Below are 25032 nucleotides of genomic sequence, written 5' to 3'. Positions count from 1 at the left end.
GCGGAAAGGGACGGGTTATGACTTTTCTAAAAAGCATTTTGGATATACACCTGGACATATTAAAAGAGGTTGGAAACATAGGAGCCGGCCATGCTGCAACCGCCTTATCTACCATTATGAACAAAAAAATTGATATGAGAGTCCCTAGTGTCAGGGTCGTATCCTTCGACGAAGTGATGGAATTAGCAGGAGGTGCAGACAATGTGGTAGCGAGCGTATTCCTGCGGATTGAGGGGGAGGCTCCGGGGAGTATGTTTTTCATCCTTCCTCTTCCTCAGGCAGAGAAATATATCCGCCAGCTAACAAAAAACGAGACATTCTCCTTCAAGAATGAACAGGACAATGAGCTGGCATTGTCAGCACTTCAGGAATTAGGAAATATTCTATCCGGTTCCTATCTCTCTTCTTTGTCCGATTTTACAAAGTTGAGCATGTATCCTTCCGTTCCTGCTCTTAGTATTGATATGGTTGGGGCAATCGTCAGTTTTGGCCTGTTGGAACTATCACAGGTAAGTGATTACGCGATCGTGATCGATACGGCACTGGATGAAGAAGATGCCGAGTTGCCAGAAAGTGTGAGAGGGCATTTCTTTTTAATGCCCGACCCGAATTCTTTCCATATCATTTTTTCTGCTCTAGGAGTAAAGATTGATGCATAAAACAGCAGAAATCATTAAAGTTGGAATTGCCGATATGAATATTGCGAAAGTACCTGATTTGATCAGAACAACTGGCCTGGGATCCTGTGTTGGAGTGGTTTTGTTTGATCAGCGGGCAGAATTAGCTGGCTTGGCTCATGTTATGCTCCCGGATTCATCGTTTTCCCGAGCCGAACCTCTGAATAAGGCGAAATTTGCCGATACAGCAATCAAAGAACTTTTAGAAGTCATGATTCAATCAGGTGCAAAACAGGTAAGCATAAAAGCAAAGATTGCCGGTGGCGCCCAGATGTTCCAATTTTCAGGCAGCAGTGACATGATGAGAATTGGACCACGGAATGTAGAGGCAGTTTTACAGCAAATAAAAGAACTTCGCATTCCACTAATAGCCCAAGATGTAGGCGGCAATAGCGGCAGAACGATTGAATTCGATCCGAAGACCGGTTTACTGCAAATCAGGACTGTGAACAAAGGAAATAGTGTGATTTAATTTTTTGACAACTAGAAAGAGGCGTTATGCGCGTGAGGAGGTTGACAATGGTGCGAGGATCCACTTCGGAAGAACAGATTATATGGGATAAATGGATACAATCCCGAGATCCGGATGCGGGGAATATGCTGATAAAAAAATATATGCCACTTGTTTCCTACCATGTGCAAAGAATCTCCGTAAGTCTTCCAAAAAGTGTTTCTAGAGATGATTTAAGAAGCTTAGGACTGATAGGATTGTATGATGCCTTGGAAAAATTTGATCCAAACAGGGATCTTAAGTTTGATACCTATTCTTCCTTTCGGATTCGTGGGGCAATTTTGGATGGATTAAGAAAGGAAGATTGGCTTCCAAGAAGTACTCGAGAAAAAGCAAAAAAAATAGATGCAGCGATCGAGAGACTCGAACAGCGTTTCATGCGAAATGCAACCATCGGAGAAATCGCCAGTGAACTGAATATGGAGGAAACGGACATATACACAACGATAAATGAACATTTTTTCGCGAATGTCCTCTCAATAGATGAACATCCAAATGAAAATGAGGAACGTGACAATCAGTCATTTGTGATCAAGGATGAAAAAGCGGAGGTCCCTGAGGAAAAACTAGTCAAATCTGAGCTTTTGGAAGAAGTAGCTGAAAAGATTTCAAAATTGAATGATAAAGAACAACTTGTACTGAGCTTGTTTTACAAAGAAGAATTAACGTTAACGGAAATTGGGCAAGTCATGAATTTATCTACTTCAAGGATTTCACAAATACATTCAAAGGCAATTTTTAAATTGAGAAAATGGCTGGAATCAGCATGATAGAAGGCAGGAGATGGATGTGGCGACGGATTTTATAGTGAAGATTTCCAATGACAGGCTTTCAGCAGTACTAGAAATCAATAACTCAATCCACGAGATGGAACGTTCAGTATCTGTTCAGGAATTACAGAGTGTCCTCGAAAAAGAAACGATTGCGTTCGGTATTAAAATGGACATTTTAGAACAAATTTCCAAAGATCCTACTTCTATTAAAGATCCTGTCCTCATTGCGACTGGAATGCAAAAAGTAGATGGAGAAGATGCCTATTTGCGCAATGAACTTGAACAATCTAGTATGCTGGAACAGAAAGTGCTTCATTTCCGTTCCGTTATGCATATTCCTTCCGTAAAAAAAGGTCAGTTGCTGGCAAGTATTATTCCTGCTGTGAAGGGAACGCCTGGGAAGGACGTGACGGGCAGAGTCCTTCCGGCAAAGCACGGACGGCCCCTAAGAGTACGAGCAGGAAATAATGTACGATTGGAGACTGGAAAATTTTATGCTGAATGTGATGGACAGGTTAGCATCACGCAGAAATCCATTTCCGTTAATCCTGTTTATGAGGTAAAAGGGGATCTTGATCTTAAAACAGGAAATTTAGAATTTGTAGGAAATATCGTCATAAAAGGCAATGTTCCTAGCGGTTATGAGCTGAAGGCCGGCGGGGATATTATCGTCGAGGGGCTTGTGGAAGCTGCCAATCTCCAGGCAGGAGGGAATATTGTTATTAAAGGCGGAATCGCCGGAGCGATGAAGGGCAGGATTATCGCTGGCGGGAATGTATTTGCCTATTACCTTAATCAGGCAAATATCAAAGCAGGGCAGGATATCATTATTAAGTCATCCGTTCTTCACAGTAAATTGACAGCTGGAGGAAATGTAGACTGCCAAAATGGAACCATTATTGGGGGGACGATTTCGGCAGGACGGAACATTTCAGTCAAGGAATTGGGAAATGAGCTTTTTACCAAAACCGAGTTAGCTGTGGGTTGGGATCCGCTGCTGGAAAAAACGGAACAGGAAACGATTGCCGCAATCGAAACAGCAAAAGAGAACATTAGGAAACTGACAGAAATCGAGGAGAAACTCGGTGAAATTGGCAGGCGTGCAGGTTCCTTGACAGATGAGCAGAAGCAAATGATAGCAAAACAGCGAAATACAAGGCTGCAAGTGGAAGAATCCTTATTGGAACTTTTGACTAACCTCGAGTTATTGCAACTAGAGAAACAAGATCGGTTGAATTCCTGCTTAACTGTTCATGATCAAGTATTCCCCAATACGAAGATGTTTTTCGGCAAGTACACCTTCATGACAAATCAACTATACAAGAAGGTGTATTTCGGTCTTGAGAATAGTGAGATTTCGATTCATCCTATAGTAAAAGTTGAACTCTCGAACATTAGGAAGTGACAAGATGAGCCTCAAAGCAATCGAAATGCAGATTGCTCTTCCTAGGACACAGGATGCCGGCAAAATTCAAGAGCAACTCCAACAGCGGGGACAGCATCTTCAGGAACATGCCGTAAAAATGGTGACGAAGGAAGAGGATTTAACACGTAATACCGTAGTGAAAAACAACCAAAAGCAGGAAGCCCGCTTAAATAAAGAGGGTAGTCACCAAGGCGATCAAGAGCAAAAAAACAGAGAAAACCATGAGAATAAGGATGATGAGATTGTCCAGCAACACCACCCATATAAAGGGAAGGTGATTGATTACAGCGGATAGAGGGATATTTATGACCACTTTTCTACTACTCTTAACTTTAATACTGAACATGGCAACAATTTTCGCCATTATTGTATTATACTTACGGCAAAATCGACTTGTGGAAACAGAAAGAAAGCAAGAGAAAATCATCAGTGAAATCGATGAAATTTTTTCAGCATATCTATTGGAATGGAAGGAAGAGAATGATAAGTTTCTTAAGTTGATAACGAATGCCAATATGCCAGTAAATCAAGGAAAAGCGGACAAGCCTGCTGAAAAAACAGATATAGGTTCACAGAAAGACCCCGAAGCAGTAATCCGCGAAATTCAACAACCCCACACCCGTAAAGGGATCTCTTATCATGCAGCAAGACAGGCTTACCAAGCTGGTGTACCCATCAAACACTCAGAGATAGAAGGCGTGACTGCGGGTTCAGAAGAAACAAAGGAAGTTAGTTTAATGGATCAGGTCACAACAATGAAACAGCAAGGGCTGACAATCGAAGAAATAGCAAGGAAGCTGAATAAAGGGAAAACAGAAATAGAACTTTTGCTTAAATTTCGGCCAAATAGGCAGGAATAACTTGATTGTCAGTTTTATTTATGCTATATTATCTCATGGTGTTAATACACACGTTCAATGATTTGGCCAGATGGTGCTGCCGAGGCAGTCCTGGCTGAAGATGAGTTGGACGGAGGAAATCAAAACCATTAGGAGGAAACAAAATGTCAGTAATTTCTATGAAGCAACTGCTTGAAGCTGGTGTACACTTCGGTCACCAGACTCGCCGTTGGAACCCTAAGATGAAGAAGTATATCTTCACTGAGCGTAACGGCATCTACATCATCGACCTTCAGAAGACTGTTAAGAAGGTTGAAGAAGCATACAACTACGTGAAGGAGCTAGCTGGCAACGGCGGTACGGTTCTTTTCGTTGGTACAAAGAAACAAGCTCAAGATTCTGTAAAAGAAGAAGCAGCTCGTTCTGGTATGTATTATGTAAACCAACGCTGGTTGGGCGGTACATTAACAAATTTTGAAACAATCCAAAAGCGGATTTCTCGTCTTAAGAATATCGAAAGAATGTCTGAAGATGGAACTTTTGAAGTTCTTCCTAAGAAAGAAGTCGTGCAGTTGAAGAAAGAGCAAGAGCGTTTAGAAAAGTTTTTGGGCGGTATCAAGGATATGAAGGGCCTTCCAGATGCTCTTTTCATCATTGACCCACGCAAAGAGCGCATCGCTGTTGCGGAAGCACGCAAATTGAACATTCCAATCGTTGGAATCGTTGATACAAACTGTGATCCAGACGAAATTGACGTCGTTATCCCTGCGAACGATGACGCGATTCGCGCGGTTAAATTGCTTACATCTAAAATGGCTGATGCGATTATTGAAGCGAAACAAGGCGAAGAAACTACTGAAGCTGTAGAAGCTTAATTTACAAAAAGGTGATATAGGGAGGCGCCCTTTATCACCTTTTTTTAAGATGTATATATCCCAAATGATTCCATTGGAGTTTATATTGGCGAAATCTAGTTAAAATAAAGTATAGTTACATAAAACCTGAGATTTTAGGAGGATTTTTCATTATGACAATTACTGCACAAATGGTTAAAGAATTGCGCGAAAAAACTGGCGCAGGTATGATGGATTGCAAAAAGGCGCTTCAGGAAACAAATGGGGATATGGACCAGGCAATCGATTACCTGCGTGAAAAAGGAATCGCTAAGGCTGCAAAAAAAGCTGACCGCATCGCTGCTGAAGGTACCACTTATATTCTTGCAGAAGGCAACGAAGCTGTCATTCTTGAAGTGAACTCTGAAACAGACTTTGTAGCAAAGAACGAGGGTTTCCAAGTCCTTGTTAAAGAAATTGCTGAGCATTTATTAAAGAATAAGCCGGCATCGGTGGAAGAAGCGAACGCTCAAACAATGGAAAATGGCGATACTGTTGAAACTCGCATTAGCAATGCAATTGCAAAAATAGGGGAAAAGCTTTCCCTTCGCCGCTTTGAAGTGAAAGCTAAGACTGATAACGATGCATTCGGTGCATACCTTCACATGGGAGGACGAATTGCCGTACTATCTGTTTTGGAAGGAACTACTGACGAAACAGCTGCTAAGGATGTTTCTATGCACATCGCTGCATTAAACCCTAAATACGTTTCACGCGACGAAGTATCTCAAGAAGAAGTGGAGCATGAGCGTCAAGTTCTTACTCAACAGGCACTGAATGAAGGCAAGCCAGAAAATATTGTTGCCAAAATGGTTGAAGGCCGCCTTAGCAAATATTTTGAAGATGTTTGTGTTCTTGATCAGCCATTCGTTAAGAATCCTGACCAAAAAGTGCGCCAATTCGTTGAATCAAAAGGCGGAACTCTTCGTGAATTTACTCGTTACGAAGTAGGCGAAGGCATTGAAAAGCGTGAAGACAACTTTGCTGAAGAAGTAATGAACCAGGTAAACAAGAAATAATTTTTACTTGCGTATGTAATGGCAGGGAACACTACAGTGTTCCCTGTTTTTGGACATAGCTTTACTAGGGCTTTTCCTATTTATTCTTGCAAAGGAAAAGCCTGAAACTACATATGGAGGTACCCTATGACGAGTCCTAAATACAAAAGAGTTGTTTTAAAGTTAAGTGGAGAAGCGTTAGCCGGAGAACAAGGATTTGGCATCAATCCGACGGTAATCAAAAATGTTGCAGACCAGGTAAAGGAAATTGCGGAATTGGATGTAGAAATCGCTGTAGTCGTTGGCGGAGGGAATATCTGGAGAGGTAAAATCGGTGAAGAAATGGGAATGGACAGGGCGACGGCAGACTATATGGGTATGCTTGCCACTGTCATGAATTCTCTGTCATTGCAGGACAGTTTGGAACAAGCCGGAATCGAGACAAGGGTACAAACTTCCATTGAAATGCGTCAAGTTGCCGAACCGTATATCAGAAGAAGGGCAATCAGACATCTTGAGAAAAAACGCGTCGTCATTTTTGCTGCCGGAACGGGAAATCCGTACTTCTCCACGGATACTACTGCTGCATTGCGGGCTGCAGAGATCGAAGCAGATGTGATCCTTATGGCAAAGAATAATGTTGATGGTGTATACTCTGCAGATCCACGCGTTGATAAGCAAGCGACTAAATACGAAGAGCTTTCTTATTTAGATGTGTTGAAAGAAGGTCTAACTGTTATGGATTCAACTGCTTCATCGCTTTGTATGGACAATGATATTCCATTAATTGTATTCTCCATCTTGGAGAAGGGGAATATCAAACGAGCAGTAATGGGTGAAACAATCGGAACAATTGTGAGGGGGAAAAACTAATGCCAAAACAAGCAATTGCCAATGTGAAAGAAAGAATGTCAAAAGCGATCCAGGCTTTTACCCGCGAACTTGCCAGCATCCGTGCAGGCAGAGCCAATGCCTCTCTTTTAGACAGGATTCAGGTGGATTATTATGGTGCGCCCACACCCGTCAATCAGCTTGCCGGCATCTCTGTACCGGAAGCTCGTCTTTTGATCATCCAGCCGTATGATAGGTCGATCCTCGGCGAGATTGAGAAAGCTATCTTGAAATCCGATTTAGGATTGAATCCTTCTAATGATGGATCGATCATTAGAATCGCGATTCCTCAGTTAACAGAAGAACGGCGCAAAGAGCTTGCCAAACTTGTGAAAAAAGAAGCGGAAGAAGCAAAAGTTGCTGTTCGTAACATCCGCCGGGATGGCAATGAAGATTTAAAGAAGTTAGAGAAAAGTGGAGAAATCACTGAAGATGCCCATCGTGGGTATTCAGACGATATTCAGAAGCTTACAGATGAGCATATCGCTAAAATCGATCAGATTGCGAAAGACAAAGAAAAAGAGATCATGGAAGTTTAACGTCAGTGATCATCGAAACCCTCTGTTTTCCAGGGGGTTTTTTCGCTATCAAATGGGCCGCCAACGGAATAGTAGGGAAGCGGCCATTTGTCATTTTAAAAAAGTACATAAAAAGAATGAGTTTACGATAACGGTTTGAATGATAGAATATAATAATATTAGCCGTTTTATTCTGTTTTTTCTTTGAATAACATAATCTGTCTATAAGGCTGCTATTGGCCTGGAACCTGATTCAACATAATATCATGCTTTAGTCCATCCGTTTATAGAGATATCTTGGTTCTTTTTTGGTATGATAGTGGCATATGGAAATGAAAGAGAGAAGAACAGGATTACTCTATGGCTTTTCGTGAGCAGTCCAGCTTCAGCACCAAACGTTCTTAGGGAATGTCACCCCCATGATTGGTGCTAAAGATAATCTTTTAGGGGAGCTGTCACAATGTTAAATAAATTGAATCCATGGAAGAAGGATCCTAGCCCATCCGATTTCCAAGAACGTCTACTAAAAATAAAAGAACATCAAGTTCCGGCTCATATAGCGATTATCATGGATGGAAACGGACGCTGGGCTAGTAAACGCGCATTGCCGCGTGTAGCTGGTCATCATGAAGGAATGAAGGTTGTCCGAAAAATAACCAAGCTGGCCAATGAACTTGGAATAAAAACGCTGACTGTATATGCTTTCTCTACAGAGAACTGGAAAAGACCGAAATTGGAAGTCGATTTTCTCATGAAACTTCCGGAAGAATTTCTCGGCACCTTCCTTCCTGAATTGGTTGAAGAAAATGTCCGGGTTGAAATGATTGGATACATGGATAAGCTTCCCGAGCATACAAGAAAAGCCGTTGAAAAAGCGATGGATGATACAAAGGATAATACCGGCCTTGTACTGAATTTTGCGCTTAATTATGGTAGCAGGGCGGAAATTTTAGATGGTGTCAAAAGGGTCATTGAAGATGTGAGAACCGGTAAGATTTCAGAAGACGATTTAACAGAAGATGCCTTTTCCTCCTACTTAATGACAAGGGAGATGAATGATCCTGATTTACTGATCAGGACAAGCGGAGAAATCCGTTTGAGCAATTTTATGCTTTGGCAGCTTGCCTATACGGAGTTCTGGTTCACTGACGTACTTTGGCCTGATTTTAACGAAGAGCATTTAATCGAAGCAATCGAAGCATTCCAGGGCCGCCAGCGGCGTTTTGGAGGAGTTTAAAAAAGGTGTGAAAAAGTAAATGAAGCAAAGAATCATTACAGCAGTGATCGCTGCAGCTATTTTTCTTCCAATCGTTATTTTCGGAGGCTGGCCATTTATCGCAATGGTATATATAATAGCATCTATTGGATTATATGAAGCGCTGAAAATGAAGAAATTAACCCTTTACTCGATCCCGGGGTTTCTATCCCTGGTGCTATTATGGATTTTCCTGATTCCCAGCCAGTACAGCGGCTTTCTAAAGGAGATTGATTATACCAAAGTGGAAATCTTCTTTCTTGGAGTGCTTTTGCTTTTGGCTTATACGGTCATTTCAAAGAATCGCTTTTCCTATGAAGATGTTGCCTTTTCGATAATGTCTATTCTTTACGTAGGGCTTGGTTTTTACTTTTTCATTGAAACCCGAGATGCAAATCTAATCTATGTGTTTTATTCGTTATTCATCATTTGGGCTACCGATTCGGGAGCATATTTTATCGGTAGGGCAATTGGCAAGCATAAGCTTTGGCCGGAAATCAGCCCGAATAAAACAACAGAGGGCTTTTTTGGCGGTGTAGCATCGGCACTTGTCGTTGCACTTTTGTTTAGTATACTCGGTGATATGGAGGTATCAGTCATCATCCTGCTGGCAGCTACAGCCTTCTTATCTATTTTTGGTCAAATAGGCGATCTTGTCGAATCCGCGCTAAAACGCTATTATCATATAAAAGACTCAGGGAACATCCTTCCTGGACATGGCGGTATGCTGGACAGATTTGACAGTCTGCTGTTTGTTTGGCCGTTAATCCATTTACTACATTTGCTGTGATTGATTTTTACCGGTGAAAGGGGCTTAGCAAGCATGATCGGCCGGATGAATACATCTTCCCGATATTAGGAGTGAAAGAATTGTGAAAAGAATTAGCTTGTTGGGTGCAACAGGATCAATTGGGATCCAAACACTCGAAGTGATCAGGGAGCATCCTGAGGAGTTCGAACTCGTTTCCATGTCTGCGGGCCGGAACATTGTGCTCTGCAGGAAAATCATCCATGAGTTTCAGCCAGAACTAGTTTCGGTACAGGAAAAAGAGGATGCCGACCGGTTAAAGTCAGAATTTCCATCAGTTAAAATAGTGTATGGACTTCAGGGTCTTGAAGCAGCAGCAGTTTTCGATAAGGCTGATGTTCTAGTCAATGCAGTGCTTGGAAGTGTAGGATTGAAGCCAACACTAGAAGCAATTCGATCAGGCAAAACGATCGCAATTGCCAATAAGGAAACACTTGTCACTGCTGGTCATATTGTTATGGAGGAAGCAATACGAAATAACGTGACGATCTTGCCAGTGGACAGTGAGCACTCAGCAATCTTTCAGGCACTGCAGGGTGAGAAAGAAAAGAATATCGAACGAATCATCCTTACAGCCTCGGGTGGAAGCTTTAGGGACCGGACAAGAGAAGAATTGCATGGGGTGACAAAATCAGCTGCTTTGAACCATCCGAATTGGTCGATGGGAGCAAAAATAACGATTGATTCCGCGACTATGATGAACAAAGGCTTAGAGGTTATCGAAGCGCATTGGCTATTTTCTCTTCCATATGATGCCATTTCGGTTCTGCTCCATCAAGAGAGTATTATCCATTCGATGGTAGAGTTTCATGATACTAGCATCATCGCCCAACTCGGTACGCCGAATATGAAAGTGCCGATTCAGTATGCTCTTACCTACCCAGACCGGCTGCCGCTTTTGTCAGGAAAGAGATTGAACCTGTCTGAAATCGGAAGCCTTCACTTTAAGGATATGGACTTGAACCGATTCCGCTGCCTGAAATTTGCTTATGATGCCGGTCGGGCAGGGGGAACGATGCCTGCGGTGATGAATGCGGCAAATGAAGCCGCGGTTGCTGCCTTTTTACAGGACAGAATCTCTTTTCTCCAAATTGAAGACTTAATAGAGAAAGCAATGGAACATCATATCATCATAGGAACTCCTGACCTCGAAACCATTCAAGAGGCGGACAGAGAGACAAGAAACTATGTGAATTCGGTAATATAAAAGAGAGTTTTACAAAGTTGATTTTATCCTTAAAAAAGGTGGTTTGCTAATTTGAATACAGTTATTGCATTCATTGTCATTTTTGGTGCCCTCGTATTCTTTCATGAACTTGGTCATCTGATATTCGCAAAACGGGCAGGCATCCTTTGCCGGGAGTTTGCGATTGGTTTTGGGCCAAAAGTGTTCTCCCATAAGAAAAATGAAACGGTTTATACGATTCGTCTCCTGCCTATCGGCGGTTTTGTGAGAATGGCTGGCGAAGACCCGGAAATAATAGAAATCAAGCCTGGGCACAGAGTGGGTTTGCTTTTAGAAAAGAATGAAGTGCAAAAAATTATCCTTACGAACAAGGAAAAGTATCCTGATGCAAGAATTATTGAAGTGGAAAAAGCAGATATTGAGCATGAGTTGGTGATAAAAGGATATGAAGAAGGCGAGGATGACAGCCTGCTGAAATCCTATCCGGTCAGCAAAACTGCGGTGATTGTTGAAAATAATACTGAAACACAAATTGCTCCATATGACAGGCAGTTCGCTTCCAAAACACTCGGACAAAGAACCATGGCAATCTTTGCTGGACCGATGATGAATTTTATCCTTGCTATGGTGGTTTTCATCATCCTTGCTTTGTTCCAGGGGATTCCTTCAAATGAGCCCGTTCTTGGGAAGCTGACTGCTGACGGCAGTGCCCTTAAAGCGGGGCTGCAAGAAGGGGATGTAGTCAATAGCATTGAAGGTTCAGAAGTTTCTAGCTGGCAAGATGTTGTTGAGATCATTCGTAAAAATCCCGGGACTGAACTTGATTTCTCAATAAACCGTCAAGGACAAAACTTGGATATGCCGGTGACACCTGAAGTGAAAGACGTCGAAGGGCAAAAAATTGGCTTGATTGGTGTTTACAGTCCTGTTGAAAAATCACCAATCAAATCAATCTCATATGGCGTAAAAGAAACGTATTTCTGGACAACCGAAATTTTCTCGATGCTAGGAAAACTCCTGACAGGCCAATTTTCGATTGACGCGTTGTCTGGTCCGGTAGGAATTTATGTGTCCACAGATACTGTTGCTAAGTCTGGGATATTTTATTTAATGAAATGGGCGGGAATCTTAAGCATCAATCTTGGGATTATGAACCTGCTTCCATTTCCAGCTTTAGACGGCGGAAGGCTGACATTCTTTGCAATTGAAGCGCTCAGAGGAAAACCAATCGATAAGCAAAAAGAAGGAATGGTCCACTTCATTGGTTTTGCGTTATTGATGCTTCTGATGCTCGTCGTCACTTGGAACGATATTCAACGGTTTTTTCTGTAATGTAACATTGTGTAGCAAAGAAACTTCCTGCCCGAAAATTTTCGGTCAGGAATGTTTTTTCAAAAAACGATGAAAAATTCATAACGAGGTGTAAATTAAGATGAAGCAAAGTATGTCGTTTATTCCTACTTTAAGAGAAGTGCCAGCTGACGCAGATGTAAAAAGCCATCAACTTTTGCTAAGAGCCGGATTCATCCGTCAAAATGCTAGCGGTGTTTATACATACTTGCCTTTAGGGAGAAAGGTTCTGCAAAAAGTAGAGGCAATCATCAGGGATGAAATGAACCATGCGGGAGCGGCTGAGCTGTTCATGCCCGCGCTCCAGCAAGCGGAATTATGGCAAGAATCAGGTCGCTGGTATTCTTATGGACCGGAATTAATGAGATTGAAGGACCGGAACGACCGGGAGTTTGCCCTCGGTGCCACTCATGAAGAAGTCATCACCAGCCTTGTACGCGATGAAGTAAAGTCTTATAAGCGTCTGCCGCTAACGCTTTACCAGATCCAAACGAAATACCGTGATGAAAAACGACCAAGATTCGGTCTCCTTCGCGGCCGCGAATTTATTATGAAGGATGCCTATTCTTTCCATGCATCGCAGGAGAGTCTCGATGAGGTATATGAGCGCATTTTTCAGGCGTATTCCAATGTGTTCCGACGCTGTGGATTGAATTTCCGAGCGGTCATCGCTGATTCGGGTGCAATGGGAGGAAAAGATACTCACGAGTTCATGGTCCTTTCGGATATTGGCGAAGATACGATCGCTTATTCGGATACGTCCGATTTTGCTGCTAATATTGAAATGGCACCAGTGACTGCTGTTTACGAAAAGAGCAGCGATCCGGCTAAGGAGCTGGAGAAAGTCCGCACAGAAGGCAAGAAGACAATCGAAGAAGTTTCGAGCTTCTTGAATGTCGAAGAGAAAGATTGTATCAAGTCTCTGCTGTTCAAAATAGATGATCGCTTTGTGCTTGTTTTGGTACGTGGGGACCACGAAGTGAACGATATTAAGTTGAAAAATTATTATGGTGCTGCTACCGTCGAATTAGCCGATACGATTACAACAAAAGAAATACTTGGATGCTCTGTTGGCTCCCTTGGTCCAATCGGAGTGGATGGTGTCGAGGTACTTGCAGATTTAGCGGTGGAGGCAATCGTAAATGGAGTATGCGGAGCTAATGAAGAAGATTACCATTATACAAATGTCAATCCTGATCGTGACTTAAAGGTTTCAACCTACACGGATCTTCGCTTTATTAAAGAAGGAGATCCATCCCCAGATGGACAAGGAACCATCGTGTTTGCAAAGGGAATCGAAGTAGGCCATGTATTCAAGCTCGGCACAAGGTATAGTGAATCGATGAATGCTGAAATTCTCGATGAAAATGGAAGGTCAAAGCCTATGATCATGGGTTGTTATGGGATAGGCGTTTCCCGTACAATGGCTGCAGTTGCTGAACAATTTAATGACGAAAACGGACTAGTGTGGCCGACGAATATTTCGCCATTTGACGTCCATCTAATCGCTGTGAACACGAAAGACAATGCTCAAGCAGAATTGGCTGAAGCGCTGTATTCCAGCCTCCAGCAGGCTGGGATGGAAATCCTGTTGGATGACCGACAAGAACGCCCTGGAGTGAAATTTGCGGATGCTGACCTCATTGGTTTGCCGATAAGAGTCACGATCGGAAAAAAAGCCAGCGAAGGAATCGTCGAAGTCAAAATCCGCAAAAACGGTGAAATGCAAGAAATACACAAAGATGACCTCGCGGATACATTAAAAAATATGCTCAAAGAACTATAAACAGAAAGCGGATCCTTTCATTAGGATCCGCTTTTTGGTGTTTATTAGGAGTTTCCTGCAAGCGTGATAGTCAATGTGCCCAGAATCCTTTTCCTATTGGAACACCAAAATGAAATATCAAACACAGGTAACGGCACAAACATTTTATGGTATAATAACCATTGCTATTAATCACTTAATAAAAAAACTAGAATCACTTTTAACGGGCTTTTCGTCCCGATAGATATTTCAAACTAGATGGGAGAGAAAAAATATGAGTGATCTTTCGTCAGGGAAAAAAGCAAGGTTTCAGCTCCTGCTGCAACAGTTGCAGCTTACAGAAGATGCCATTGTCACCCAGTTTCAAAATGCGCAAATTGACAAGGTCATAATAGAAAAGCAGGCAAGAAAATGGCATTTCTTTTTCCAGTTTGAAAGAATTATTCCTTGTTCGCTGTTTAGTAGCTTCGCAGGAAAATTAGAGCAGACTTTTTCCCACATTGCAAAAGTAGCATACTCGGTAAAAGTATTGGACCAGGCCATTAGCGAGCAGCACATCCTTGATTACTGGAAGCTGTGCATCAAGGAAATCGATGGAATTGCACCGCCATTGTTAAAGCTGCTGAATGAACAGGTACCGAAAATACAGGGGACAAAGATCCTTCTTACAGCCAGGAATGATGCAGAAGGACTAGCCCTTAAAAGGAAATATGGAGGGATGATTGCTGAGATCTACCAAGGTTTTGGATTTCCGCCATTGACGGTGGACACTGTTGTCAGCAGTGATCACACTTCGGATGAATACGAACGATTCTTGAAGGCAAATGAGAAGGAAGATCAGGAACGCGGATTGATGGCGATGATGGAAATGCAGAAAAAGGAAGCGGAAAAAGCCCAGGGTGATGGGTCAGCTCTCGATGGGCCAGTAACCATCGGACTAACAATCAAAGATGATGCCGATTTCCGCAAGCTGGAGGACATTGTTGATGAAGAACGCCGCGTTGCTGTTGAAGGATATGTATTTTTTGCTGAGACAAAGGAACTTCGCAGCGGCAGAACGCTTCTAACATTTAAGATTACCGATTATACCAGTTCCATCATCGTAAAAATGTTCTCACGAGACAAGGAGGATGCTGCCCTATATCAGCGCATTTCAAAAGGGATGTGGTTAAAGGTAAGAGGAAGCATCCAAAATGACACCTTCGTTCGTGATCTTATCATGATTGGGAATGATGTGAACGAAATCAAACCAAAAGGAAGAATCGATTCTGCCCCAGCAGGCGAAAAAAGAGTCGAGCTGCACCTTCATAGTCCGATGAGCCAAATGGACGCGGTCACTCCTGTTAGTGCCCTTGTCGCTCAGGCAGCCAAGTGGGGCCACAAAGCGGTGGCAATTACCGATCACGCAGTTGTCCAATCTTTCCCAGAAGCATTCAGTGCCGGAAAGAAAAATGACATTAAAATCCTTTATGGTGTGGAAATCAACCTTGTGAATGACGGGGTGCCTATTGCCTATAATGAGGCGCATAGATTGCTTGCAGACGCTACGTATGTTGTGTTTGACGTTGAAACAACCGGGTTGTCCGCTGTATACGATACGATCATTGAACTAGCAGCCGTAAAAGTGCGCGGCGGCGAAATCATTGACCGGTTCGAATCGTTTGCGAATCCGCACCATCGATTGTCGGCAACAACAATTAACCTGACTGGTATTACGGATGATATGGTCCAAAATGCCCCGGAGATAAGCGAGGTTTTGAAAAAATTCCATGAGTGGGCAGCTGAGAGTATTTTAGTTGCCCATAATGCCTCATTCGATATGGGCTTTTTGAACACCGGCTATAAAAAAATCGGAATAGGAAAAGCTCCAAATCCGGTAATCGATACACTGGAATTGGGCCGTTTCCTGTACCCGGATATGAAGAACCATAGGTTAAATACCCTTGCAAAAAAATTCGATATTGAATTGACACAGCATCACCGTGCAATTTATGATGCCGAAGCGACAGGGTATCTATTGTTGAGAATGTTGAAAGATGCAGCGGAACTGGGACTGGAATACCATAATCAGCTTAACGACAACATGGGGAAGGGGAAAGCTTTCCAAAGAGCGCGTCCATTTCATGCTACCTTGCTTGCGAAAAATGAAATTGGTATGAAAAACATTTTCAAGCTTGTTTCCATTTCACATATTGATTATTTTTACAGAGTGCCAAGAATTCCGCGATCGTTGCTGAACAAGCATCGTGAAGGCATCCTGATAGGTTCGGGTTGCGACAAAGGAGAAATTTTTGAAGGCATGATGCAAAAAGGCCGGGAAGAAGTCGAAGAAGCAGCGCAGTTCTATGATTATCTAGAGGTCCACCCGAAAGCGGTTTATGCCCATTTGCTGGAGCTGGAATTAGTCAGAGATCAGAAAGCACTAGAGGATATCATTGCCAATATCGTCAAGCTTGGTGAAAAGCTGGATTTGCCAGTAGTTGCTACAGGGAATGTACATTACTTGAATGAAAACGATAAAATATATCGAAAAATTTTAGTAAATTCCCAAGGCGGCGCTAATCCGCTAAACCGTCACCAGCTTCCTGACGTTCATTTCAGGACCACGAATGAAATGCTGGAGGCCTTTGCGTTTTTAGGAGAGAAAAAGGCAAAAGAAATCGTTGTCGAAAATACGAATAAGATTGCTGATAGGATCGAGGTCATCAAACCGATAAAAGACGAGCTTTACACGCCGAAAATTGAAGGCGCGGATGAAGAAATGCGCAGCATGAGCTATGAAATGGCTCGCAGAATCTACGGGAACGAACTTCCAGAAATCGTCGAAGCACGCCTCGAAAAAGAGCTGAAGAGTATTATAGATAATGGTTTTGCTGTTATCTATTTGATTTCCCATAAACTAGTGAAAAAGTCATTGGATGATGGGTATCTCGTTGGTTCACGAGGTTCTGTTGGATCTTCTTTTGTAGCGACAATGACGGAAATCACCGAGGTAAATCCGCTTCCGCCGCATTATGTATGCCCTAAGTGTAAGAAGTCCGAGTTTTTCAATGATGGCTCAGTTGGCTCTGGGTTTGATCTTCCAGACAAGGATTGCCCAGATTGCGGGATCAAATATAAAAAAGATGGCCATGATATTCCGTTTGAAACCTTCCTAGGGTTTAAGGGCGACAAAGTTCCGGATATCGACTTGAACTTCTCGGGTGAATACCAGCCACGTGCCCATAACTACACAAAAAAGTTGTTTGGAGAAGATTATGTGTATCGTGCCGGAACAATCGGTACGGTTGCTGATAAAACGGCTTATGGTTATGTGAAAGGCTATCAGAGTGACAATAACCTGCATTTAAGAGGGGCAGAAATCGACCGACTCGCATCTGGGTGCACGGGAGTAAAACGAACAACCGGGCAGCACCCGGGCGGAATCATTGTTGTTCCAGATTATATGGATATTTATGACTTTACGCCGATTCAGTTTCCTGCAGATAGCAACACGTCCGAATGGAAAACAACTCACTTTGATTTCCATTCGATTCACGATAATTTATTGAAACTGGATATTCTTGGTCACGATGACCCGACAGTGATTAGGATGCTCCAGGATTTAAGCGGGATCGATCCTAAAACCATACCAACCGATGATCCGGAAGTCATGAAGATTTTCAGCGGAACGGAATCGCTTGGTGTGACGGAGCAGCAAATAATGTCAAAGACCGGCTCACTTGGTATTCCGGAGTTCGGCACTAAATTCGTTCGGCAAATGCTTGAAGACACGAAGCCGACGACTTTCTCCGAGCTCGTGCAGATTTCCGGCCTTTCCCATGGTACGGATGTATGGCTTGGAAATGCCCAAGAATTGATCCATAACCATACTTGTAACCTTAGTGAAGTGATCGGTTGTCGTGATGATATAATGGTCTACCTAATTTATCAGGGTCTAGAACCGGCATTCGCTTTTAAGATTATGGAATCTGTCCGTAAAGGGAAAGGCCTGACGGATGAAATGGAAGAAGAAATGCGCAAAAATAAAGTGCCGGAATGGTATATCGATTCTTGTAAAAAGATCAAGTATATGTTTCCTAAAGCTCACGCGGCTGCCTATGTTTTGATGGCAGTCAGGATTGCGTATTTCAAGGTTCACCATCCGCTTATGTATTATGCGGCCTATTTTACAGTTAGGGCAGATGATTTTGAGGTGGACGCTATGGTTCGAGGTTCTGAAAGTATTCGATCGGTCCTTGACGAAATCAATACGAAAGGGCTTGATGCTTCAACAAAAGAAAAGAACTTGATGACTGTTATGGAACTGGCGCTAGAAATGTGCGAACGCGGGTATGAGTTTGCGAAAGTAGATTTATACAAGTCAAGTGCAACGGAATTCATTATTGAAGGAAATAAATTGATTCCGCCATTCAATGCAATCCCAGGTTTAGGTACGAACGCGGCATTTAATATCGTCAATGCGCGTGAACAAGGAGAGTTCCTGTCAAAAGAAGACCTCCAGCAGCGCGGAAAGATTTCAAAGACCATCCTGGAGTATCTCGATAACCACGGCTGCCTGGAAGGAATGCCAGATCAAAACCAATTGTCCTTATTCTAATATCGTACGAAAACGTTCCGTTCGCCTTCGGTTGCAATAAATAGCAGGTTATGTTATATTTTTATTGGAAATACTAAGGATAACTCTGGCAGAGGAGAGTGGGGCAACCCGCTCTTTCTTGTTTGTTAAGCACTTTTTTGTGGAAATTTAACCAAAAATGTAACGGAATGTTATGTCTAAGGAGGGATTTTATGAGCAAGGTTACAGAAACAGTGGAAGAGCTAGTAACTCCCATCTTAATGGAAAACAACTTAGAATTAGTAGACATCGAATACGTCAAAGAAGGGAAGAACTGGTTCCTGCGCGTATACATTGATAAGGACAACGGTATTGATATCGAGGAATGCGGCATCGTCAGTGAACGCCTTAGCGAGAAGCTTGATGCCATTGATCCAATCCCGCATAACTACTTTTTGGAGGTTTCCTCACCTGGTGCTGAACGCCCTTTGAAAAAGGAAAAGGATTATCAAAATGCCATCGGAAAAAATGTCTTTATCAAGACGTATGAACCGATAGATGGAGAAAAGGCGTTTGAGGGGATATTGACCGATTATAATGGTGAAACCGTTACTGTGGAAGTGAAGATCAAAACCCGTACGAAAATAATTCAACTACCTTTTGATAAGATTGCCAGCGCAAGGCTTGCAGTCACTTTTTCATAATCTGTCCAGTAAAATCTTTAGTCATTAGTGTAAAGGCAATTTTGGATTATTCTCGGGTTACATAGTCCCAAAGAAACCTTAAAAAGAGGGTAGTAAAAAAAGGGGGATTCATATCTCATGAGCAGCGAATTGTTGGATGCTCTTACAATTCTTGAAAAAGAAAAAGGAATTTCCAGGGATGTTTTAATTGATGCCATGGAAGCTGCATTAATTTCTGCGTACCGTCGTAACTTCAATCAGGCCCAAAATGTTCGGATCGACTTGAATTTAGGAAGTGGTTCCATGCGTGTTTTTGCCAGAAAGGAAGTAGTCGATGAAGTCTTTGACCCGCGCCTGGAAATTTCACTGGAAGATGCACGGAAAATCAATCCTAATTATGTAGTAGAAGATGTAGTGGAACTCGAAGTCACACCAAAGGACTTCGGACGGATTGCGGCTCAGACTGCCAAACAGGTTGTCACTCAGCGTGTTCGTGAAGCTGAAAGAGGAATCATCTATTCAGAATTCATCGATCGGGAAGAAGATATTATGACGGGCATCGTCCAGCGCCAGGATCCAAAGTTCATCTATGTGAGTCTTGGCAAAATCGAGGCGATCCTGCCAGCGAATGAGCAGATGCCAAATGAACATTATAAGCCTCATGACCGCATCAAGGTTTTTATCACCAAGGTTGAAAAAACCACAAAAGGTCCACAAATTTTCGTTTCCAGAACCCACCCGGGGCTGTTAAAGAGACTTTTCGAAATTGAAGTACCTGAAATTTATGACGGTACGGTTGAAATCAAGTCAGTTGCACGAGAAGCAGGAGACCGTTCAAAAATCTCTGTCCATTCTGATAACAAAGAGGTGGACCCAGTAGGTTCATGTGTTGGTCCGCGCGGAAATCGCGTTCAGGCTGTCGTAAATGAGCTTAAGGGTGAAAAAATAGACATCGTTAAATGGTCTGAGGACCCAGTTGTATTTGTGGCAAATGCATTGAGCCCTTCAAAAGTTCTTGATGTCCTAGTCAATGAAGCAGAAAAAGCAACAACGGTAATCGTTCCAGATTACCAGCTATCACTTGCAATTGGCAAACGCGGACAAAACGCGCGTCTTGCCGCTAAGCTTACTGGCTGGAAAATAGACATCAAGGCAGAAACCGAGGCAAGAGAGATCGGGATTTTTCCACGAGACAATGAGCCGTTGTTATCTGCTGATGATGACTATGAAGAAGACTTCGATTAAGGTGAGGTGAATGATCGTGAACAGCCGCAAAAAGGTTCCTATGCGAAAGTGTGTCGCAACCGGTGAAATGAGGCCGAAAAAAGAACTAGTTCGCATCGTTCGCTCAAAAGAAGGAGAAGTATCAATCGACCTGACTGGGAAGAAGTCAGGACGAGGAGCTTATCTTTCAAAAGATAAACAAGCGGTGGTTTTAGCAAAGAAACGAAATATATTGTCCAAGCAACTTGAAACACAGGTGGACGATGCAATATACGATGAGCTGATTGACCTTATCGAAAAGGAGAGCAGATGATCCTGATGAACGCAAATCAATGGATGTCACTGCTTGGTTTAGCCAATCGAGCGCGGAAAATCATTTCAGGAGAAGAGCTTTCCGTCAAGGAAATCAGAAGCGGGAAAGCGAAACTCATTTTGCTTTCAGCGGATGCATCCGCAAATACTACAAAGAAGATTACCGACAAGTGCAAATCCTATAACGTTCCCTGCAAGATGGTTCCAGACAGGTTTCAGCTTGGCAAGGCGATTGGAAAGGATGCCCGTGTTGTAGTAGCCCTGTTGGACGAGGGCTTTGCAAAAAAACTGTTGACGTTGCTCGATTAATTCTAACGGGGGTGAAAATATGAGTAAAACACGCGTTTATGAATATGCGAAGAAGCATGATTTATCGAGTAAAGACGTGATTATAAAATTAAAAGAAATGAATATTGAGGTTTCCAACCATATGACTACTATTGAAGAAGATACGATCAAGAAGCTGGATGCAATCTACCAAAAGAAAGATCCAAATCAATCAGCTCAGAAGCCAGAACAAAGCCGGCCGAAGGCTTCTCAGGGCAGCAACCAAGGTCAGAACCGTAATCAGAGCCAAAGACCAAGTCAGGGACAAAAGTCAAGCCAAGGTCCAAATCGCAATCAAGGACAAAATCAGCAACGCAACCAAAATGGTCAGGAGAAACCACAACTTAAGACAACCGCAAGCGCATTTTCTGATGATGAGCGCCGTGCGACAACTCCTGAAAAGGTAAAAACTTCGGCGGCAGCTAAAAAGCCTGGTAATTCTCAGCCGTTCAACAAGAACAAACAAAACAACAGAAACAAAAATCAGCAGAATCAAAATAAAGGAAGACAAAACCAACAGCAGGTACAACAACAGCCGAAAAAAGTAAAAGAGCTACCAGTAAAGATTACTTTTACTGAATCCCTTACAGTTGCTGAACTAGCCAAGAAATTGAACCGTGAGCCTTCCGAAATCATCAAAAAGCTCTTCATGCTTGGTGTCATGGCAACGATTAATCAGGAACTAGAAAAAGATGCAATCGAGTTGATCGCCACCGATTATGGCGTCGAAGTAGAAGAGGAAATCAAGATCGATTCAACAGACCTTGAAGTGTACTTTTCGGAGGATGAGGCAGATTCCTTGGTTGAACGACCGTCCGTTGTTACCATTATGGGCCATGTAGACCACGGGAAAACAACACTGCTTGATTCTATCCGAAATACGAAAGTGACAGCAGGAGAAGCCGGTGGAATTACTCAGCATATCGGTGCCTATCAGGTTGAAGAAAATGGCAAGAAAATTACCTTCCTGGATACCCCTGGCCATGCTGCGTTCACTACGATGCGTGCACGCGGTGCGAAAATTACGGATATTACCATTCTGGTTGTCGCCGCAGATGACGGAGTAAAGCCGCAGACTGTCGAGGCAATAAACCACGCGAAAGCGGCCGAAGTGCCAATCATCGTTGCAGTAAACAAGATGGATAAACCAACTGCAAATCCAGATCGCGTCATGCAAGAATTAACAGAGTATGGACTTGTACCGGAAGCATGGGGCGGAGAGACAATCTTTGTACCAATCTCGGCATTGACAGGGGAAGGAATTGACAGCTTACTGGAAATGATTCTTCTTGTCGGGGAAGTGGAAGAATACAAAGCTAACCCAAACAGAAATGCAATGGGTACTGTAATCGAAGCACAGCTTGACAAGGGGCGTGGCTCCGTGGCAACCCTGCTTGTCCAGAATGGCACATTGAAAATTGGAGATCCGATCGTTGTTGGGAACACGTTTGGACGTGTGCGTGCCATGGTGAATGACTTAGGCCGTCGCGTAAAGGAAGCAGGACCTTCCACTCCTGTTGAAATTACAGGATTGAATGATGTACCGCAGGCCGGTGATCGCTTCGTCGTGTTTGAAGACGAAAAAACGGCACGCCACATTGGTGAAAACCGTTCACAGCAGGCATTGCAGGCACAGCGCAGCGAAAAAACACGCGTGAGCCTCGATACATTGTTTGAACATATGAAACAAGGGGAAATGAAAGACCTAAATCTAATTATTAAAGCTGACGTCCAAGGGTCAGTCGAAGCACTTGCTGCGGCATTGCAGAAACTCGAGGTTGAAGGTGTAAATGTAAGGATCATTCACACAGGTGTCGGTGCGATCAATGAGTCTGATATCACCCTTGCAGCAGCTTCAAACGGTATCGTTATTGGTTTCAACGTACGTCCGGATAATAATGCAAAACGTGCTGCTGATTCTGAAAAGGTTGATATTCGACTCCACCGGATTATTTATAAGGTGATCGAAGAAATCGAATCAGCGATGAAAGGAATGCTTGATCCGGTTTATGCAGAAAAAATCATTGGCCAGGCTGAAGTCCGCCAGATTTTCAAGGTATCAAAAATCGGAACGATTGCAGGTTCTTATGTCACTGATGGAAAAATCACTCGTGACAGCGGTGTTCGCTTGATCCGTGAAGGAGTTGTCATTTTTGAAGGGCAGCTTGATGCGTTAAAACGATTCAAGGATGATGCGAAGGAAGTAGCTACTGGTTATGAATGTGGGATTACCATTAAAAACTTCAATGACGTCAAGGAAGGCGATGTTATTGAAGCATATATCATGGAAGAAGTGGAACGTTAATGATAGTAGGCTTAGCAGCCTGTGAGTGCATCATATATGATGCTCATTCTCTAAAAGAAAAGAGAGCTGTACTGCAGCGGATTATCACAAGGCTGAAGCGAAAATTTAATGTCTCTGTTTCCGAAGTTGAGCATCACGATGTCTGGCAGCGGACAACAATTGCGGTTGTAGCTGTTTCAGCATCTAAGGTATCGACCGAAAGGGAGCTTCACAATGCCTTGAAAATGATTGATTCTTTTCCAGAGATCGAACGTACCATCACCGAAATAGAATGGCTTTGATTAATGAGGTGATTAAAAATGGGTCATAGAGTAAATCGTGTTGGCGAACAAATGAAAAAAGAGTTAGGGGATATCATCAGCCGAAAAATCAAAGATCCGCGAGTAGGTTTTGTAACTGTGACAGATGTCCAGGTTACAGGAGACCTGCAGCAGGCGAAGGTTTATATCTCTGTTTTAGGAGACGAACAACAGCGGGAAGATTCGCTTAAAGGGTTAGCGAAGGCAAAAGGTTTCATCAGGACAGAAATTGGCCAGCGAATCCGCCTTAGAAAGACACCGGAGCTGATCTTTGAATTTGATGAAACAATGGCGTACGGAAATCGCATCAACTCACTAATCCATGAGCTGCACAGAGAAGAGCAGCTTGGAGAAGAAGAGCAAGAGAAAAAAGACACGGATTAAAGACAGTATAGTCAAGAAACTTGATCCGATTAAAATGGATAGACAACCCGTCTATCCATTTTTTTCGAATTTATATACTACGTAAGGGGGAAAGGATATGGAAGGAATTCTGCCTCTTTTTAAACCAGCTGGAATGACTTCGCATGATTGTGTGTTTAAGCTTAGGAAGCTGCTAAAGACGAAGAAGGTTGGCCATACAGGCACTCTAGATCCAAATGTAACCGGAGTACTGCCCATCTGTGTCGGCAAGGCAACGAAAATAGCAGAATACATCACAGATGCAGGAAAAGCCTATGAAGGGGAAGTTACCCTCGGGTTCACCACTACCACAGAAGATGCTTCAGGAGAAAAAGTGGAAGAAAAAACAGTAGACCGGCTGATTGCAAGACAGGAAATCGAAAAGATTCTCCAATCACTCGTTGGCGAAATCCAACAAACTCCACCAATGTATTCTGCAGTAAAAGTCAATGGGAAGAAACTTTATGAATATGCAAGAAAGGGAATTGAAGTGGAGAGGCCAACCAGGAAAGTAACGATATACAGCATGGAGCTGCTTGACGAACGAACTGCTTTTGAAGGAGAGCAGGTCAGTTTTAAATTCCGGGTTTTATGCAGCAAAGGCACCTATATTCGGACATTAGCTGTTACAATCGGTGAAAAATTAGGGTATCCAGCGCATATGTCTTCATTGGTTAGAATTCAGGCCGCTTCGTTTTCACTAGCTGACTGCTTTACCTTCGAACAGCTCGAAGAAATGGAGAAGGAATCAAAGCTCGAAACCGCTCTGTTCCCTTTGGAGACTGGTATTTCTTATTTGCCGAAAAATCGCATTAATGATAAAGTAGCAGAGAAAGTGAAAAATGGGGCATTGCTTCAAATTCCGAAAGAACTGGAAGGAGAAGAAGGCCCAATTGTCGTGGAAACAGAAGACGGAAAAGCGCTCGCCATTTACAGGGCACATCCAACTAAAAACGGAATGATGAAACCTGATAAAGTATTGAGAAATGAGCAATAGCTTTATTGCTCCAATAAATACAAAATCAGTGATGA

24 protein-coding genes are annotated in these 25032 nt (G+C 42.9%); all 24 read left to right on the top strand.

What is annotated here, in order from left to right; genetic code table 11:
- The first annotated feature begins 17 nt into the window (after positions 1-17).
- The 24 genes from J2S25_RS03250 (at position 18) to truB (ending at position 24997) form a co-directional block, all read left to right on the top strand.
- Positions 18-659, top strand: a complete 642-nt coding sequence (locus J2S25_RS03250; RefSeq protein ID WP_044394448.1) for a chemotaxis protein CheC — start codon at positions 18-20, stop codon at positions 657-659.
- The gene (locus J2S25_RS03245) at positions 652-1149 is read left to right on the top strand and encodes a chemotaxis protein CheD (RefSeq protein ID WP_044394446.1); all 498 of its coding nucleotides are present in this window, start codon (positions 652-654) and stop codon (positions 1147-1149) included. The genes J2S25_RS03250 and J2S25_RS03245 overlap by 8 nt, the downstream gene beginning before the upstream one ends.
- Positions 1150-1196: 47 nt before the next feature.
- Complete coding sequence (locus tag J2S25_RS03240; protein WP_044394445.1) at positions 1197-1958, top strand: FliA/WhiG family RNA polymerase sigma factor; 762 nt, start codon at positions 1197-1199, stop codon at positions 1956-1958.
- Between the two features lie 13 nt (positions 1959-1971).
- Positions 1972-3366 (top strand): flagellar assembly protein A, encoded by a 1395-nt coding sequence (locus J2S25_RS03235; RefSeq protein ID WP_307191209.1) that lies wholly within the window; start codon positions 1972-1974, stop codon positions 3364-3366.
- A 4-nt stretch (positions 3367-3370) separates the two neighbouring features.
- Positions 3371-3682 carry a hypothetical protein gene (locus tag J2S25_RS03230; protein WP_044394443.1) on the top strand — a complete coding sequence of 104 codons (312 nt, stop codon included), beginning with the start codon at positions 3371-3373 and terminating at the stop codon, positions 3680-3682.
- A gap of 10 nt (positions 3683-3692) precedes the next feature.
- Entirely contained in the window at positions 3693-4247 is a 555-nt protein-coding gene (locus tag J2S25_RS03225; RefSeq protein WP_044394442.1) for a hypothetical protein, read from the top strand.
- Positions 4248-4390: 143 nt separating this feature from the next.
- Positions 4391-5101 (top strand): 30S ribosomal protein S2, encoded by a 711-nt coding sequence (rpsB, locus tag J2S25_RS03220; protein WP_041967225.1) that lies wholly within the window; start codon positions 4391-4393, stop codon positions 5099-5101.
- A 152-nt stretch (positions 5102-5253) separates the two neighbouring features.
- Positions 5254-6138, top strand: a complete 885-nt coding sequence (gene tsf, locus J2S25_RS03215) for a translation elongation factor Ts (protein ID WP_044394441.1) — start codon at positions 5254-5256, stop codon at positions 6136-6138.
- A gap of 126 nt (positions 6139-6264) precedes the next feature.
- Positions 6265-6990: a UMP kinase gene (pyrH, locus tag J2S25_RS03210; protein ID WP_044394440.1), complete on the top strand. Its 726-nt coding sequence runs from the start codon at positions 6265-6267 to the stop codon at positions 6988-6990.
- On the top strand, positions 6990-7547 hold the full coding sequence (gene frr, locus J2S25_RS03205) for a ribosome recycling factor (RefSeq protein WP_044394439.1): 558 nt from the start codon (positions 6990-6992) through the stop codon (positions 7545-7547). The genes pyrH and frr overlap by 1 nt, the downstream gene beginning before the upstream one ends.
- Before the next feature lie 439 nt (positions 7548-7986).
- On the top strand, positions 7987-8763 hold the full coding sequence (uppS, locus tag J2S25_RS03200) for an undecaprenyl pyrophosphate synthase (RefSeq protein ID WP_044394438.1): 777 nt from the start codon (positions 7987-7989) through the stop codon (positions 8761-8763).
- Positions 8764-8782: 19 nt separating this feature from the next.
- Positions 8783-9571, top strand: a complete 789-nt coding sequence (locus tag J2S25_RS03195) for a phosphatidate cytidylyltransferase (protein WP_044394437.1) — start codon at positions 8783-8785, stop codon at positions 9569-9571.
- Positions 9572-9653: 82 nt separating this feature from the next.
- Positions 9654-10796: a 1-deoxy-D-xylulose-5-phosphate reductoisomerase gene (locus tag J2S25_RS03190; RefSeq protein ID WP_307191208.1), complete on the top strand. Its 1143-nt coding sequence runs from the start codon at positions 9654-9656 to the stop codon at positions 10794-10796.
- Positions 10797-10847: 51 nt separating this feature from the next.
- Positions 10848-12107 carry an RIP metalloprotease RseP gene (gene rseP / locus J2S25_RS03185; protein WP_044394435.1) on the top strand — a complete coding sequence of 420 codons (1260 nt, stop codon included), beginning with the start codon at positions 10848-10850 and terminating at the stop codon, positions 12105-12107.
- A 100-nt stretch (positions 12108-12207) separates the two neighbouring features.
- Positions 12208-13911, top strand: coding sequence for a proline--tRNA ligase (locus J2S25_RS03180; RefSeq protein WP_307191207.1), 1704 nt, complete (start codon positions 12208-12210; stop codon positions 13909-13911).
- 253 nt (positions 13912-14164) lie between these two features.
- Entirely contained in the window at positions 14165-18490 is a 4326-nt protein-coding gene (locus tag J2S25_RS03175; protein ID WP_044394433.1) for a PolC-type DNA polymerase III, read from the top strand.
- 191 nt (positions 18491-18681) lie between these two features.
- Complete coding sequence (gene rimP / locus J2S25_RS03170) at positions 18682-19152, top strand: ribosome maturation factor RimP (RefSeq protein WP_044394432.1); 471 nt, start codon at positions 18682-18684, stop codon at positions 19150-19152.
- A gap of 117 nt (positions 19153-19269) precedes the next feature.
- The gene (gene nusA, locus J2S25_RS03165) at positions 19270-20376 is read left to right on the top strand and encodes a transcription termination factor NusA (RefSeq protein WP_044394431.1); all 1107 of its coding nucleotides are present in this window, start codon (positions 19270-19272) and stop codon (positions 20374-20376) included.
- Between the two features lie 16 nt (positions 20377-20392).
- Positions 20393-20668, top strand: coding sequence for an RNase P modulator RnpM (gene rnpM, locus J2S25_RS03160; RefSeq protein WP_044394475.1), 276 nt, complete (start codon positions 20393-20395; stop codon positions 20666-20668).
- Positions 20669-20673: 5 nt separating this feature from the next.
- Positions 20674-20976: a YlxQ family RNA-binding protein gene (locus J2S25_RS03155; RefSeq protein ID WP_307191243.1), complete on the top strand. Its 303-nt coding sequence runs from the start codon at positions 20674-20676 to the stop codon at positions 20974-20976.
- 19 nt (positions 20977-20995) lie between these two features.
- A complete protein-coding gene (gene infB, locus J2S25_RS03150; protein ID WP_044394430.1) occupies positions 20996-23299 on the top strand; it encodes a translation initiation factor IF-2 in 2304 nt (767 codons plus the stop codon).
- The gene (locus J2S25_RS03145) at positions 23299-23580 is read left to right on the top strand and encodes a DUF503 domain-containing protein (RefSeq protein ID WP_084221840.1); all 282 of its coding nucleotides are present in this window, start codon (positions 23299-23301) and stop codon (positions 23578-23580) included. The genes infB and J2S25_RS03145 overlap by 1 nt, the downstream gene beginning before the upstream one ends.
- Before the next feature lie 18 nt (positions 23581-23598).
- Positions 23599-23982, top strand: coding sequence for a 30S ribosome-binding factor RbfA (rbfA, locus tag J2S25_RS03140; RefSeq protein WP_044394429.1), 384 nt, complete (start codon positions 23599-23601; stop codon positions 23980-23982).
- 97 nt (positions 23983-24079) lie between these two features.
- Positions 24080-24997 carry a tRNA pseudouridine(55) synthase TruB gene (gene truB, locus J2S25_RS03135; RefSeq protein ID WP_307191206.1) on the top strand — a complete coding sequence of 306 codons (918 nt, stop codon included), beginning with the start codon at positions 24080-24082 and terminating at the stop codon, positions 24995-24997.
- Positions 24998-25032 lie beyond the last annotated feature (35 nt).

The sequence above is a fragment of the Mesobacillus stamsii genome (genome assembly GCF_030814065.1).
In the GTDB taxonomy this organism is placed as follows: Bacteria; Bacillota; Bacilli; order Bacillales; family Cytobacillaceae; genus Mesobacillus; species Mesobacillus stamsii.
The sequence above is the reverse complement of the archived record's forward strand: the minus strand, read 5'-3'. Positions and strand labels throughout refer to the sequence as shown.